The 13,885-nt window shown below is 54.0% G+C and carries 12 protein-coding genes; 7 read left to right on the top strand and 5 right to left on the bottom strand.

The genetic code is table 11. The features are described from left to right. Positions 1-7: 7 nt before the first annotated feature. Together OH144_RS20915 and polX are read right to left on the bottom strand one after the other, a co-directional pair. A complete protein-coding gene (locus tag OH144_RS20915) occupies positions 8-994 on the bottom strand; it encodes a glycosyltransferase family 9 protein (RefSeq protein ID WP_266204191.1) in 987 nt (328 codons plus the stop codon). Positions 995-1,127: 133 nt separating this feature from the next. Continuing rightward, positions 1,128-2,831, bottom strand: coding sequence for a DNA polymerase/3'-5' exonuclease PolX (gene polX / locus OH144_RS20910; protein WP_266204190.1), 1,704 nt, complete (start codon positions 2,829-2,831; stop codon positions 1,128-1,130). Positions 2,832-3,038: 207 nt separating this feature from the next. Between polX and OH144_RS20905 the strand changes: the two genes are divergently transcribed. From OH144_RS20905 to OH144_RS20880, 6 genes are all read left to right on the top strand, one after another. Beyond that, entirely contained in the window at positions 3,039-3,431 is a 393-nt protein-coding gene (locus OH144_RS20905) for a hypothetical protein (RefSeq protein WP_266204189.1), read from the top strand. A gap of 197 nt (positions 3,432-3,628) precedes the next feature. Further along, positions 3,629-4,039, top strand: coding sequence for a hypothetical protein (locus tag OH144_RS20900; RefSeq protein ID WP_266204188.1), 411 nt, complete (start codon positions 3,629-3,631; stop codon positions 4,037-4,039). Positions 4,040-4,231: 192 nt separating this feature from the next. Then, complete coding sequence (locus tag OH144_RS20895) at positions 4,232-4,642, top strand: EVE domain-containing protein (RefSeq protein ID WP_266204187.1); 411 nt, start codon at positions 4,232-4,234, stop codon at positions 4,640-4,642. A gap of 111 nt (positions 4,643-4,753) precedes the next feature. Further along, complete coding sequence (locus OH144_RS20890; protein ID WP_266204186.1) at positions 4,754-6,244, top strand: hypothetical protein; 1,491 nt, start codon at positions 4,754-4,756, stop codon at positions 6,242-6,244. Between the two features lie 115 nt (positions 6,245-6,359). Beyond that, the gene (gene pyrR / locus OH144_RS20885) at positions 6,360-6,908 is read left to right on the top strand and encodes a bifunctional pyr operon transcriptional regulator/uracil phosphoribosyltransferase PyrR (RefSeq protein ID WP_266204185.1); all 549 of its coding nucleotides are present in this window, start codon (positions 6,360-6,362) and stop codon (positions 6,906-6,908) included. 14 nt (positions 6,909-6,922) lie between these two features. After that, positions 6,923-7,846 (top strand): aspartate carbamoyltransferase catalytic subunit, encoded by a 924-nt coding sequence (locus OH144_RS20880; RefSeq protein ID WP_266204184.1) that lies wholly within the window; start codon positions 6,923-6,925, stop codon positions 7,844-7,846. A 744-nt stretch (positions 7,847-8,590) separates the two neighbouring features. Here OH144_RS20880 and OH144_RS21550 read toward each other — a convergent pair. The 3 genes from OH144_RS21550 to OH144_RS20855 all read right to left on the bottom strand — a co-directional run bounded on the left by OH144_RS21550 (position 8,591) and on the right by OH144_RS20855 (position 12,929). After that, entirely contained in the window at positions 8,591-10,069 is a 1,479-nt protein-coding gene (locus OH144_RS21550; protein ID WP_323134755.1) for an OmpA family protein, read from the bottom strand. Positions 10,070-10,440: 371 nt separating this feature from the next. After that, entirely contained in the window at positions 10,441-11,742 is a 1,302-nt protein-coding gene (locus tag OH144_RS20860) for an aminopeptidase P N-terminal domain-containing protein (protein WP_266204183.1), read from the bottom strand. Positions 11,743-11,924: 182 nt separating this feature from the next. Continuing rightward, positions 11,925-12,929 carry a glycosyltransferase family 9 protein gene (locus OH144_RS20855; protein ID WP_266204182.1) on the bottom strand — a complete coding sequence of 335 codons (1,005 nt, stop codon included), beginning with the start codon at positions 12,927-12,929 and terminating at the stop codon, positions 11,925-11,927. 165 nt (positions 12,930-13,094) lie between these two features. Here OH144_RS20855 and OH144_RS20850 point away from each other — a divergent pair, with 165 nt between their 5' ends. Next, positions 13,095-13,880, top strand: a complete 786-nt coding sequence (locus OH144_RS20850) for a hypothetical protein (protein WP_266204181.1) — start codon at positions 13,095-13,097, stop codon at positions 13,878-13,880. The last annotated feature ends 5 nt before the right edge of the window (positions 13,881-13,885 follow it).

Here is a 13,885-nt window from a genome sequence, read left to right as displayed (position 1 = left end):
TTTCTCTTTAACTGATTTTCAGATCCTCAAACGATATATCCCGCATGCATTTAAAATGGCCTTTGGGGCACTTGCTGTAGCCGATTTTGGAGCAAGGGCGACAACTGAGGCCGTGCACTTCCAGCACTTTATACCTGGTCCGGAAGGGGTACATGCCAAACTCCGGAATGGTATTGCCCCACACACTGATAATCTCTTTCCGGAAAGCTGCCGCAATGTGCATCAGGCCTGTATCGTGGCTTACCACTTTCTCCGCTTGCCTCACCAACGAGGCCGAGCCGTTCAGGTTATACTTGCCGCAGGCGTTGAAGATCGTTGTCCGTTGCTTGTTGTTCGTTGATCGATTGTGGAAGTGCGCAGCGATTTCTTCGCCGGTGGCGGCATCCTCCTTACCTCCCAAAAGTATAACCGGCTGCTGCAGGCGGTCGCACAGCTCTATGATACGCTCCGTGGGCAGGCGCTTGGTGTAGTGCTGCGCCCCAATGGCAAAGGCTACGTAGCCGTTCTGAAATCCTTCCGGCAAGGTATGGACATCCACCTCATCCGGGGCAGGTATAAAGTAGTCCAGGCCACCGCCGTCGTCTTTCACACCCAGCGCAGCGGCAGCATCTAAATAGCGTTGCACAATGTGCACGTCAGGTAGGCGGTTTAGTTTGAAGTTCACCATCAGCCACTTCTCGTAGTTAAGCTTGTTGAAGCTGCGGTTTGGCTTGCCTAGTCTTGTTTTGATAATGCGCGTGCGCAGATTGTTGTGCAAATCTACCACATAGTCGAAGTTCTCGGCTTTCAGCTCCTGCACCAGGTCGCCCAACTTCTCGCCCAGCACATGCACTTTGTCCACGTACGGGTTGTTAGCAAGTATACTTTGGAAGGCTTTTTTGGTGACATAATGCACCTCCGCCCCCGGCACCTGCTGCTTGATGCAGCGGATAACAGGCGTGGTGAGCACGATATCGCCAATGGAGGAAAAACGTAGTATGAGGATTTTTGGCATGTTATACTTTAAGCAAACGCTGCCGCAAGTTTTCAACTTGTGGCTATACTTGAGGTAAGCTTTCAGCTTACGGGTTTTATAGACTACAGCAATTCTTTCGCAGGCTGAAAGCTTGAAGTAGGTTGACCTTTACCTACTTTATCTTCTCCTTCCGCTCCCTGAAATGCTTTTCCACTTCCTCCAATGGCTTGGCGTTGAAGGTCATCTCTTTCGTCAGGCCACCTTTCCGGCCAACCAGCACGCCATACTTCATGTCGTCGTAGCCGCTGGTGTGGTGGGCGTCGGGATTTATACTTAGCATCACGCCGCGTTCCAGCGCATACTGCACGTAGCGCCAGTCTAGATCTAAGCGCCACGGGTTGGAGTTTATCTCGATGATCACGTTGTTGGCCGCGCAGGCGTCGATCACCATTTTGTGGTTGATCGGGTAGCCTTCACGGCGCAGCAGCAGGCGGCCGGTGGGGTGGCCCAGCATGGTGGTATAAGGGTTTTCGATGGCTGTGATCAAACGCGCCGTAGCCCGTTGCTCATCCATGTTCAGGGTGCTGTGGATGCTGGCCACGATAAAGTCAAACGTCTTGAGGATGTCCGCGTCGTAGTCCAGCGAGCCGTCGCCCAGGATATCCGACTCAATACCTTTGAAGATCCTGAACGGGGCCAGTTTCTTGTTCAGCTCGTCGATCTCCTTTTGCTGGCGCAGCACATCGCCCTCGCGCAGGCCACCGGCGTAAGCGGCTGTCTTGCTGTGGTCCGAAATGCCCAGGTACTCGTAGCCCATGTCGCGGCAGTAGGTGGCCATCTGCTCCAGGGTATGGGCGCCATCGGAGTAAGTGCTGTGGTTGTGCAGGATGCCCTTGAGGTCGGAGAGCTCCAGCAGCTGGGGCAGCTTGTTTTGCAGCGCCAGTTCCAGCTCGTTCGTGCCTTCGCGCAATTCCGGCGCTACGTAAGCCATACCTGCCGATTTATAAATATCCGCTTCCGAGGCATAGCCCTGCTCGCGCACCACTGTCAGCAGGTTGGTGCTGCCCGTAAACAGCTGCGCCAGGTGCTCCACGCTCGAAGAAGTCAGCAGCAGTTCATTGGCAAAACGCTCTTCCGGCACCAGCTTCACCTCCACCGGCATGCCGCTTTCGGCCAGTGCACCGCGCCAGGCAAAGGGGCCGGAGTTTTTCTGGTCTTCCTGCAGCTCCGTTATACCTTGCAGTGCCTCATGTGCCTGCGCCGGGGCATCAGTGGCAAGTATAAACTGCAGCACGGTGATGATCTCCATGCGGCGGCGCATTTCTCCTGCCAGCTCTACCTGCGCCTCCGGCACGGCATTTTTTATACTTTGCAATAGCTGCTCGGCCACTAGCTCGGCCTCGGCGTACAATAATTTGCCCCGATTCTGCTGGGTAAAGAGCAGCGCCTGCTTGATGTTCTCCTGCGTTTTAGCGCCGAAGCCTTTTAGCTTGCTCACCTTGTCCAGTTCGCAGGCCTCCAGCAGCTCCTCCACCGTTTCGGCACCCAGCTCTTTCCAGAGGTTACGCACTTTCTTCGGGCCGATGCCTTTGATGCGCAGCATCTCCACCACGCCCGGCGGCGTTACCTGCAGCATCTGGTCGAGCTCGGCAAAGGTGCCTTTCTCGTTTATCTCCACAATCTTGGCCGCGATGCCCTTGCCAACGCCCTGTATACTTTCTAGCTGCGCCTGCGCCAGCGTTTCCAGCGGTTCCTCCACCAGTTCCAGCGCCCCCACCGCGTTGGTGTAGGAGCGAATCTTGAACGGATTCTCGTCGTGGAGCTCCATGAGCTCGGCTGCCAGCTTAAACTGTTTTATGATCTTCTTGTTTTCCAAAGCCTGCGTCTTGTCGGTGTGTTACAAAGATAGGAAAAGCGCCCGAACCTTGGTCCTTTCCGACGCCCGCCTTGCCCGCTGCATACTTTCTTTCGTAATAATCATCAGCCCTTGCCGTTAGCAACCAAGGGGCAGAATAGTTGTATGTTTATACTTACATATACCGCCATAATTCCCTACCTTAGCATATAAACCTGATTTATACTTATGAGATATACGTCTGTGCTTTGCCTGCTTTGCCTGCTATTTATGGCGGTAACGTGCAAGAAAAACGATAAAGTGGCTGCGCAGCTGGCCGGGAAAGTATGGCTGCACTCTTTTGAGGAAGACGAAGAGGGGCTATGGGTGTACCGGCCCAACACCTATGACTTTCCGCCGTCGCGGGGCCGCACCGGTTTCAGCATAGAGCCGGGAGGGGTATTCAAACGCTTCGAGATAGCCCCTACCGATGGCCTGCAGGAAGAGGAGGGCGAGTGGGAGCAGCTGCAGAAAGACCTGGTACAGGTACGCATGGCCGAGGGAAGCACCCCGCCCACCGAATACCGCATCCAGATCGTTTCTTTGAGCAATGACTTATTAAAAGTGAAGCGCATAGAATAAATCCTGAACGTTAACTATACTTTATAAGTATAAATTATACTTGCATAAATATAACTCCTTCGTTAACCCGCAAGTATACTCTTAGCCATAGAAAGGAGACTAAAGAAATCCCTGCCCTTATTTCTGCTCGCAGCTTTTGTTGCCCTGGTGATTCTGGCAACTTCATATTTTAAAAGAACACCATAACAAAAAAGCCCATGCTCAACTACGAGAAGCTATCCAAATCGACCCGAACCAGGACGGCCATGCTGCTGTTGCTGCTGTTCATGGTGCTCGCGGTAGCCGATCTTTTCATCAGTTTTTTCGGGGGGGTGGTGCTGGGCCTGCTGCTGGTGCAGTTCGAGATGGAGGTGCAGCGATTTTTCAGGCGCTCAGCAGGCTACAGCTCAAAAATTGCCGGGCTCCTAAAAACTTACTCCGACCTGAGCCCGGAACGTAAATTTCAGCTGAAGGCCGGCTTACAGGTCCTTGTTTTTATACTTATACTTGCCGACATGCTGGACGCTTTCTGGGGAGGCATGATCAGCGGAGTGCTGCTGGCGCTGCTCGCCGATGACCTTATCCGCTACCAGCGCCGGAAGCAAAAGGTCACGATCAAGAAGAATTAACTCCACCCATACGTCATACTTCTAGCCAAAGATGAAATCGTTTGAGAAACTGTCTAACAACACCAGAGGGCTGATCAGAGCTTTTCTGCTGCTGCTTTCCGTTAACACTCGGTTTATAAAGATGCAAGGCGGCTCTCTAACTCCCAAACTTTCTAACTCTCTAACTTTCTAACTCTTTTCACCCTTACACCAATGCAACACTGGTTAGTAAAATCAGAACCTGAAACCTATTCCTGGGCAAAGTTTGTGCAAGAGGGGCGCACCATGTGGGACGGCGTTCGCAATTACCAGGCCCGTAACAACATGCAGCAAATGCAACCCGGTGATCTCGTGCTGTTCTACCACAGCGTTTCCGAGAAGGCCATCGTGGGCATTGCCAAAGTGGATAAAGCCGCTTACCCGGACCCAACTGCCAAAGACGACAAAGGCAAGTGGGTGGTGGTAGACCTGGTACCCTTCCGCGACTTTAAGGACCCCGTTACTCTGGAGCAGATCAAAAAAGACGAGCGCCTGCAGGACATCGCGTTGCTGCGCCAGTCGCGCCTCTCGGTTATGCCGCTAAAGGCCGAGGAGTTCGACGTGCTGCTGGCACTGGGCAACTAAGCCGCAAAAACCAAGGCATAGAACAACGAATAGCAGCTATTTACAGTAAAATGAAATAGCTGCTATTTTTATACTTTTCCCTCACCGGATAGTATTAACCCCTTGTACGCTATGCCACACATCCGCCACCTGCTCGCCCTGCTGTTCTCGTTTATACTTGTGCCCCTGCTGGCGCAGGAGCTGCCCACACAGCCCGTGCGGCTGGAGCTGCCGCTCAAGGCCGAGGACGTGGACGTGGAGGTGATCGCCCTACCCGACAGCAGCCTGCTGGTGTACCACAAAACCAGCAACCTTTGGGAAACCGAGGCCTCCTTCCACTTCACCAAGTATAACAGCCAGCTGCAGGAGGTATGGACCGATACCGCCGCCCTCGCCCCCGACAACGACTACATCCGCTCTTATACGGTTGGCCCGCATACGTACCTGGTATATGGTGGGGATAACCTGCGCGATTATAACTTTGTGCGCCTGAGCCATAACACCGGTGATATCTGGCATAAAAAGTTTGAGATTGAGCAACTGGATCAGATCTATGAGTACAGGGTGCTTCAGGACAACTTCTTTCTCATCGGGCGCAACCGCAAAGACGGCAAGTCACTCCTGCTGCACCTGAACCCTAAAACCGCCGAGATAACGCCCTTGCCTTCTCTTTATGGCGATGAGTCTTCGTTCACGGACATGCTGGCCGACCACGGGCAAAACCAGCTGGATGTGGTGATCTCGGAGTCGAACGGGCGCATCTCAAGACTGCAGGTAAAGAGCTTTGACGCCAATGGGAAGCTGCTCAAGAGCTACTTCATACTTCAGAAGGAGGATAAGAGCCTGCTGAACGCCGAGGTGACCCCCGGCGACACGACCCGAAAACTGCTCATCGGCACCTACGGCACCCGCGACCTGCGCTACTCCCAGGGCTTCTTTGCCACCCTGATGGCTTCACAGGTGGTGGAGGGCAACTTTTACAGCATCCTCGAGCTTAACAATTTCCTCAAGTACATGAAGCCCCGCCGCGAGGAGCGCGCCCGCCGCCGCCAGGAACAGCGCCTGAGGTCCGGCCGTGGCTCAGGCCTGAACTACCGCCTGCTCCTCCACGACCTCATCGAAACCCCCTACGGCTACATACTGGCAGCAGAGGCATACTACCCACAGCACGGCAGCGAGCGCAACAGTATCCTAAGTATGACTCCGAGCAGCCTCAGGCCTTACAAGTTAGAGGATGGGTTTAAACGCAGCCACGCCGTAGCCCTGGGCTTCGATAAAAAAGGCCAGCTGCTCTGGGACAACGCCATGCCTTTAACAGGTATCACCACCTATTTCCTGCGGCACGTGGTGGAGGTGCAGCAGCTGGCCGACGGGCGCGTGGTGATGGCTTACCCCGAAGACACCAGGATCGTGTACCAGCTGATGGACGACAACCGCTACAACGAGGAAAAGACAGAACTGGAGCTGCTGCCCTTTGATGAAAACGAGAAGATACAGTTGGTCGAGTACCCCGGCCTGATCCGCTGGTACGGCAATAGCATGGCGGCCTTCGGATTCCAGCACATCAAAACGAAGGGAAAGGGCACCCGGCAGGCATTCTCCATCAATAAGATCACGTTTTAACTTTCTAACGCCCTAACGCTTTAACTCCCCAACTCTCTAACTTTTTTTACTCTTTAACTCTCTACCTTTCCAACTCCCCCAATCCTTTCTATATTTGCATTCAATTATCCCGGCTATGCAGAAAAGACTCATCGTAAACCACCAACTGCTCGATATCATGGTGATGCGCCTGTGCCACCAGCTCATTGAGAACCATGGCGACTTTTCTGATTCTGTGATCCTGGGCCTGCAGCCGCGCGGCAAGTATGTGGCGCAGCGCATCCAGAGCACCCTAAGCAGTATACTTGGCAAGCAAGTTCCTATCGGCCTTCTGGACACCACCTTTCACCGCGACGACTTCCGCCGACGCGACACGCCCATCACGGCCAACGCCACCAAGATTGATTTTTTGGTGGAGGGCAAAAACGTGATTTTGGTGGATGACGTGCTCTACACCGGCCGCTCGGTGCGCGCCGCTCTGGACGCGATGATTGCCTACGGCCGCCCGGCCAGCGTGGAGCTGCTGGTGCTTATAGATCGCCTCTACACGCGCCACCTGCCCATTCAGCCAACGTACGTGGGCCGCAAGGTGAACTCGCTGCTGAGCCAGCGGGTGCTGGTGGAGTGGAAGGGGCAGCAGGCCGAAGAAGACGCCATCTGGCTAATTACCAAAACCGACGAATAAACACTTACTCATACATGCAAGAGCTCAGCGTCCGGCACCTGTTAGGTATCAAAGACATCACCCCACAAGACATCCAGCTCATTTTTGAGACTGCCGATAATTTTAAGGATGTACTGAACAGGCCCATTAAGAAAGTGCCCTCGCTGCGCGACATCACCATCGCCAACGTATTTTTCGAGAACTCCACGCGCACGCGTCTCTCTTTTGAGCTGGCCGAAAAGCGCCTCTCTGCCGACGTGATCAACTTCAGCAGCAGCGGCAGCTCCGTAAAGAAAGGCGAAACCCTGCTCGATACGGTGAACAACATCCTGGCCATGAAGGTGGACATGATCGTGATGCGCCACTCCAGCCCCGGGGCACCGCACTTTTTGAGCAAGCACATCCCGGCCAACATCGTGAACGCCGGCGACGGCACCCACGAGCACCCCACCCAGGCTTTGCTGGATTCTTTCTCCATCCGGGAGCGCTTAGGCGAGGTGGCCGGCAAGAAGGTGGTGATCATCGGCGACATCCTGCACTCGCGGGTAGCGCTCTCCAACATTTTTGCGCTGCAGATGCAGGGCGCCGAGGTGATGGTATGCGGCCCGATCACGCTGCTGCCAAAGTATATCCAACAGCTGGGCGTGAAGGTGGAGACCAACGTGCGCAAGGCGCTGGAGTGGTGCGACGTGGCCAACGTGCTGCGCATACAGCTGGAGCGCCAGCAGATGAAGTACTTCCCCTCGCTGCGCGAGTATACTTTATACTACGGTATCGACAAAAAGCTGCTCGACAGCCTCAACAAGGAGATCGTGCTGATGCACCCGGGCCCGATAAACCGCGGCGTAGAACTCAGCTCCGATGCCGCCGACTCGCACCACTCCATCATACTTAACCAGGTGGAGAACGGCGTGGCCGTACGCATGGCCGTGCTGTACTTGCTTGCTCAGAAAGGGTAATGTGAAGTATAGACATGCTTAAAGTATAAACCCCGCTCTCACATAAGGGCGGGGTTTATACTTTAACTCTATAACTGTTTCAGAAGTATAAGCCTTCCCCCGCTGGCGCGAGTTTGCAACTCGTGTCCTACTATGATGTTGGCTTTTCGACCCGACTGGCTTGAAAAGCCATACTTGCTTCGGCTATACTTTTATACTTGTCTGAATCAGGATTTTGAGGATGAAGGGTTGAGCAGGATTTTAACTTTGGCTATACTTTATACTTCCCGCTGTTCCGGACATCCTTGTCCGGAACCAAAGCTTATGCGGATTTCCAAATCCGCATAAGCCATACTTTTATACTTGCTGCTATACTTTATACTTTGCTGGCGCAAGCGTCCGCTTATGCCTTCAATGTGCCGCTGCTTCCTTCCACTAGACACAAGCTATACTTTCTAGCTACCGCTGATCCTCTAGTTCCCACAAACCCATAGTTTCATTTCATACTTTGGCTCTTTCAAGCCCGAGAGGGCTCGTCCTCGGGCATCGCGCTGGGAGCTTTTCCTGCCCTCGTACCTTGGGCTGCCTCACTATCGTTCGGCACCGGAAAAACTCGCATAGGCGCTTAACCCAAGGACTGGGTATCATTTCTATAGCCGCTGCTATTTGTCATCTCAACCTTTGGGTGGGGATCTCTTTAGAATTAACGCAAAAAGCGCCGCAGGCTTTCGTCTGCGGCGCTTTTTGCGTTATTTATCAGTTGTCTTACTCCAGGTCTAATTGCATGTCTGGCGTGTTCATCTCGAAGCCTACCCTTCTGTTTCTGGCACGCTCTTTCTCCGTTCTGCGCTTAGACAGACGCTCGTTCACTTTAACGAGTGGCTGTGTTTCGCCGTAGCCTTTGGTTACCAGTCGGTCCGGATTCTGTACACCTTGCTGGATCAGATACTCCTTCACAGCCTCGGCTCTGCGCTCAGACAGCGCCTGGTTATACTCCTCAGAACCGATATGGTCCGCATGGCCTTTGATCAGCAGCACATGGTCTGGGTATTTCTGCAGGGCCATGGTGATGCTATCGAGCAGCTGCTTGTAGCTATCCTGCACTCTGGCTCTGTCGAACTCGAAGCGTACTTTCTCTTCGATCAGTTTCTTAGTAGCCTCATCCAGCTCAGGGCAGCCTTTGGTTTCAGCAGTACCTGCTGAGTTAGGGCAAGCGTCCTCGTTATCCGGAACACCGTCACCGTCAGAATCTACCGGGCAGCCATCTGGGCCAACCTGTACGCCGGCAGGAGTGTCAGGGCACTTATCCTGTGCGTCGGCAACGCCGTCGTTGTCAGAGTCTGGGCAACCGTTTGTAGCGGCAGTACCGGCCTCATCAGGGCACTGGTCGTTTTTGTCTGCAATGCCGTCACCGTCGCGGTCAGGGCAACCATTCAGGTTAGCCACGCCAGCCTCACTTGGGCACTCATCCTGGTAATCCGGTACACCGTCACCGTCTGTGTCAATAGGGCAACCGTTCTTGTCTACCTGCACACCAGTTGGGGTGTCAGGGCAGTCGTCGCGTCTGTCTGGCACGCCGTCGCCGTCAGTGTCTTTGGCCTTACCAAGGTTAAAGCCAAGGCCTACGTTGTGCATCAGGAACTGATCGTTATCGCCCACATCATAGCCGTCGATCTTATCCTGGCCGATGATCATGTAGTTTGTCTCCACAAAGGCACTAACGGCATCAGAGAAACGGAAACGGATACCCGCACCGGCTCTGCCAGCCATGGTGAAGAACTTATCGTCGTTATGAACGGCAGGACCGCCAGCCGGAGCAGTGGCATCGGTCTTAGCCCAGGCGCCACCACCCGCAACCTGCAGGTATGGACCAATAAAGGCATCTTCTTTCAGGATGGTACCATACATTTTAAGGCGCAGGCCCAGCATCGCGGTACCCATCTGTGCATCAAACTTACCACCATTATACAAGCCTTCACCAGCCTCCTCGGTGCTGCCGTACGTCAGGTGCAGACCTGCATCAAAAGACGGGCTCAGGTAACGGTTCAGCGATAGGCCTCCGCCCCATTCTAGGTCGCTAAAGCCATCATCGCCTGTGATATCGCCTTTATACTGTAAGGCGCTTCCGTATATTTGCAGGTTTGTCTTTTGATCAGAGCTTTGCGCAAATACATCCGGCCCTGCTATAAGCAGGAACACGAGTGCGAAAGCAAGTTTCTTAAATCTTGATAAATGTGTTTGCATGATTCTACAAAGTATATGTTGATATGACAATACGTGCATGTTTCGAAACGAGTTTATTTTGTGCAGAAAAATTTCTGCCCACCGCCCCTAGTTGAGGCAGCCGTCTGACATGCTTTTTCAGGAAAAGTAAATGTTCGCCCATAGGCTCTCATTTATCCGGGTTGAACATAACCCACTGTACACCACCATCTAAATTGCACAGGTTTCTGGCATCGTGGACTGGACAGTACGCATTTCTATACTTCAAACTGAAACCAACCCGCAAGGTTGTACAGTTGATTTTTTTTTGACTCAAGGGCCAAAAATATAGAGTAAGTACAGCAAAAAAGGCCGTCAGCTTCCACTTTTCTCCCTTAAGCTATCCGTACGTCTTAGTCTTGAGCCCCACCCCGCATCAGCCGCTCGATATCCTCTGCCTCCAAGGGTATATGCTGCATGAGGTCTTTTGGCCCGTTGTGCGTAACCAGGATATCGTTCTCCAGGCGTATGCCTATTCCCTCCTCCCGGATGTAGATGCCGGGCTCGCAGGTAAACACCATACCCTCCTGAAAGGGGCGAAACTTATTGGCCACATCGTGCACGTCCAGCCCCAGGTGGTGCGAGGTGCCGTGCATGAAGTACTTCTTATACAGTGGCCTCTCCGGGTCCTGGTTGCGCACGTCGCTCTCGTTCAGCAGCCCGAGCTTAATCAGCTCGTTCTCCATCACGGTGCCTACAAACTTGTGGTATTGGTCCAGGGTGTTGCCGGGCACCAGCATGTGCATGGCGGTTTTCATCACCGTCAGCACCGCCTCGTATACCTCGCGCTGCCTTTTGGTGAACCTGCCGTTTACCGGCACGGTGCGCGTCAGGTCGGCGGCATAGTTGGCGTACTCCGCCCCGAAGTCCATCAGCACCAGGTCGCCGTCATTGCACTCGCGGCTGTTGTCGGTGTAGTGCAGGATGCAGGCGTTCTCGCCGGAGGCAATTATTGGCTCGTAGGCTGGCCCTCTGGAGCGGTTGCGCAGGAACTCGTGGTATATCTCCGCCTCGATCTCATATTCCATCACACCCGGCTTAATAAAGCCCAGCAGCCTGCGGAAAGCTTTGTCGGTAATGTTGCAGGCCTGCTGTATCAACTCCACCTCCCGTACTGACTTTATAGCCCGAAGCTGATGCATAATGGGGGCGCTGCGTTCATACTTGTGCAGCGGGAACTGCTCCTTTACTTTTTTGATGAAGCGGGCGTCGCGGGTCTCTACTTCCACCACGGCGCGCAGGTGCTCGTTGGTGTTCAGATACAGGTGTTCGGCCTCGTAGATAAGCGTGTGCAGCACCTGCTCGAACTGGTGCGTCCAGTAAACGGTCGGGATACCCGATGTCTCCCGCGCCTGCTCCTTGGTCAGCTTATATCCTTCCCAGGTGAGGATATGGTCGTTGGTTTCGCGGATGAACAGGATCTCCTGCATGCGCTCGTCCTTGCTATCGGGGAAGAGCAAAAGTATACTTTCCTCCTGGTCCACGCCTGAGAGGTAAAACAGGTCGCTGTTCTGCCGGAAGGGCATGGTGCCGTCGGCGTTGGTGGGCATTACATCGTTGGAGTGAAATATGGCGATGGACGAAGGCTTGAGCTGCTTGACGAAGTTGTGGCGGTGATTGATAAACAGCTCCTGCCCGATTGGCTCGTATTTCATGTAGTTTTATTTTGTAGGGTTTAGCGGGTGCTTTATACATCTAATATAGTATAAAACTGCAGGTGGGGCAAGTATAGTGTGTGGCGGGGGTGAGTTTTGAATGAGCGAATGAGGGGGCTCTGATACTGAGAGTCCTGGCTACTTAAACGCAAAGCATTGTATTATTCCCACTCCCAAACCCTCTAACTCCTAAACTCTCTAACTCTCAACACCTCCAGCAGCTGCTCATTCCGGATCTCGCGGGCGCACTTAAAATGGCCTTGCGGGCAGGCCTTGTAGCCGTGCAGGCCGCAGGGGCGGCAGTAGAGTGGCTCTTCCCGCTCCACCACCTCGGCAAAATCGGCCAGCGGCCCAAAGCCGAAGCGCGGCACCGTGGAGCAGTAGATGGCGCAGGTAGGCGCGTTCAGGGCGGAGGCCAGGTGCATCGGGCCGGAATCGTTCACGTAGTTCAGCACCGCGTCGCGCATCAGGGCCGCCGACTGCAGCAGGTTCAGCTGTCCGCAGAGGTTCTCCACACGCTGGTTTATACTTTGGCCGATGATCTCCTCGCAGTGCTGCTTGTCGGCAGGCGAACCGAGCAGGTATACTTTATACTTTGGGTCGAGGCTGTTGATGAGCTGCACCCACTGCTCCTGCGGGTACTGCTTCGTAAACCACACCGAGGTGGGGGCCATGCAGATGAACGGCTCCTGCTTCAGCTGCTCTACCTTGGCAAAATCAACCTGGCTCGGGTACAGCTTCGGCTTGGCCGGGATGGCGTTGGTTATACTTTGGATGAGCATGTTATTGCGCTCCACCTCATGCGTACCCGACCGCACATCGTGCACGTAGCGGCGGGTGAACAGGCGCGAGAACGGGTTCTTCTCAAATCCCACCGTTTCCCTGGCACCAGATAAAGCGGTCAGCAAGCCGGTGGCGCCGAAGCGCTGCACGTTTACGACCAGATCATACTTCTCGGCACGGATATGCGAGAGCAGTCGCATCAGGCTTTTATACTTGCCTTCCTGCTTGTTCCAGACCAGCACCTGGCGCAGCAGCGGGTGATCCTTCAGCAGTCCCTCGTTGCCTTTACGCAGCAGGAAATCAAGTTGCGCCTCCGGGTAAAACGTATGCAGCTTCTCCACCAGCGCCGTGGCCAGCACCACGTCTCCCAGGAAAGCCGTTTGTATGATGAGTATTTTATTCATGCTACCGACAAAACTACACCAAACCGGCCTTACTTAAAAATGCAATACCCTGCCGCCGCTTTTAACTCAATAATCTGAATATTTCACTAAATCTATCGTTGCCTGCTTGTGAATGCACCGTGCATTCTTTAAGTTGGCAGACTTTGCTGTGCAGAATATAATTTTATGAACACACCCTTTACCGCGCTTTCCCTCCTTAAAAGTATAAAACAGTTCACAGTATTGCTGGCCCTGCCCCTGCTGCTGGCCGGTTGCGGCACCTCTGCCTACATGCCCAATGTGCCTAACGTGCCGATGTTTACCCAAAAGGGCGAACTGAGCGCCGGGGGCCACGTTACCCCGAAAGGCAACATCACGTTTAATACCGCCTATGCCGTGTCAGATCACTTTGCCGTGCTGCTGAACGGATCCATGCTGAGCACCGAGCGCCGCAAACGCGACATGCGCCACAACCTGCTGGAGGCAGCCGGTGGTTACTTTACCACGTTCGGCCCTGAGAACAACCGCATCCTGGAGATCTATGGCGGCATTGGGGGCGGCAGTTCCGAGCGCACCGAGAAAGAGGAAGACAAGGAAACCGGCGAAATGACCTACGAGCGCCACGACGCCAACTTCAGCAAATACTTTGTGCAGGTAAACTTTACCTCCAAGCGCAAAAAATCGCTGCGGCTGCTCAACCGGGAGTTCCCGCTGAACTACGGCACCGCCCTGCGCGCCAGCTACCTCAACATGCACGAGTATTCCTTAAACAACGTGCCGGGCCAGGAGGAGGACAATATTTTCCTGGAGCCGATCTTTTACACGCGCCTCACGCTTAACCCATCGGTGCAGCTGCAGTACACCAGCGGCACCACCATTGGCCTGAAAAACCGCGATACGCTTACAGCGGCTTATTCGGTATTTGCCGTGGGTTTTGTGATTAATGTGGGTGGGCTGGAGAAGAAGCGGTAAAGTTG

The organism is Pontibacter kalidii, assembly GCF_026278245.1.
Lineage (GTDB): Bacteria > Bacteroidota > Bacteroidia > Cytophagales > Hymenobacteraceae > Pontibacter > Pontibacter kalidii.
This window is presented reverse-complemented; position numbering and strand designations above follow the sequence as displayed.

What these genes read in the sequence shown, in the direction of transcription:
- OH144_RS20860 (WP_266204183.1), bottom strand. Translation starts at nt 11,742, where the DNA reads ATGAAATACGAGCCAATCGGGCAGGAGCTGTTTATCAATCACCGCCAC.
- OH144_RS21550 (WP_323134755.1), bottom strand. Translation starts at nt 10,069, where the DNA reads ATGCAAACACATTTATCAAGATTTAAGAAACTTGCTTTCGCACTCGTG.
- OH144_RS20900 (WP_266204188.1), top strand. Translation starts at nt 3,629, where the DNA reads ATGCTCAACTACGAGAAGCTATCCAAATCGACCCGAACCAGGACGGCC.
- pyrR (WP_266204185.1), top strand. Translation starts at nt 6,360, where the DNA reads ATGCAGAAAAGACTCATCGTAAACCACCAACTGCTCGATATCATGGTG.
- OH144_RS20915 (WP_266204191.1), bottom strand. Translation starts at nt 994, where the DNA reads ATGCCAAAAATCCTCATACTACGTTTTTCCTCCATTGGCGATATCGTG.
- OH144_RS20880 (WP_266204184.1), top strand. Translation starts at nt 6,923, where the DNA reads ATGCAAGAGCTCAGCGTCCGGCACCTGTTAGGTATCAAAGACATCACC.
- OH144_RS20905 (WP_266204189.1), top strand. Translation starts at nt 3,039, where the DNA reads ATGAGATATACGTCTGTGCTTTGCCTGCTTTGCCTGCTATTTATGGCG.
- OH144_RS20855 (WP_266204182.1), bottom strand. Translation starts at nt 12,929, where the DNA reads ATGAATAAAATACTCATCATACAAACGGCTTTCCTGGGAGACGTGGTG.
- OH144_RS20895 (WP_266204187.1), top strand. Translation starts at nt 4,232, where the DNA reads ATGCAACACTGGTTAGTAAAATCAGAACCTGAAACCTATTCCTGGGCA.
- OH144_RS20850 (WP_266204181.1), top strand. Translation starts at nt 13,095, where the DNA reads ATGAACACACCCTTTACCGCGCTTTCCCTCCTTAAAAGTATAAAACAG.
- OH144_RS20890 (WP_266204186.1), top strand. Translation starts at nt 4,754, where the DNA reads ATGCCACACATCCGCCACCTGCTCGCCCTGCTGTTCTCGTTTATACTT.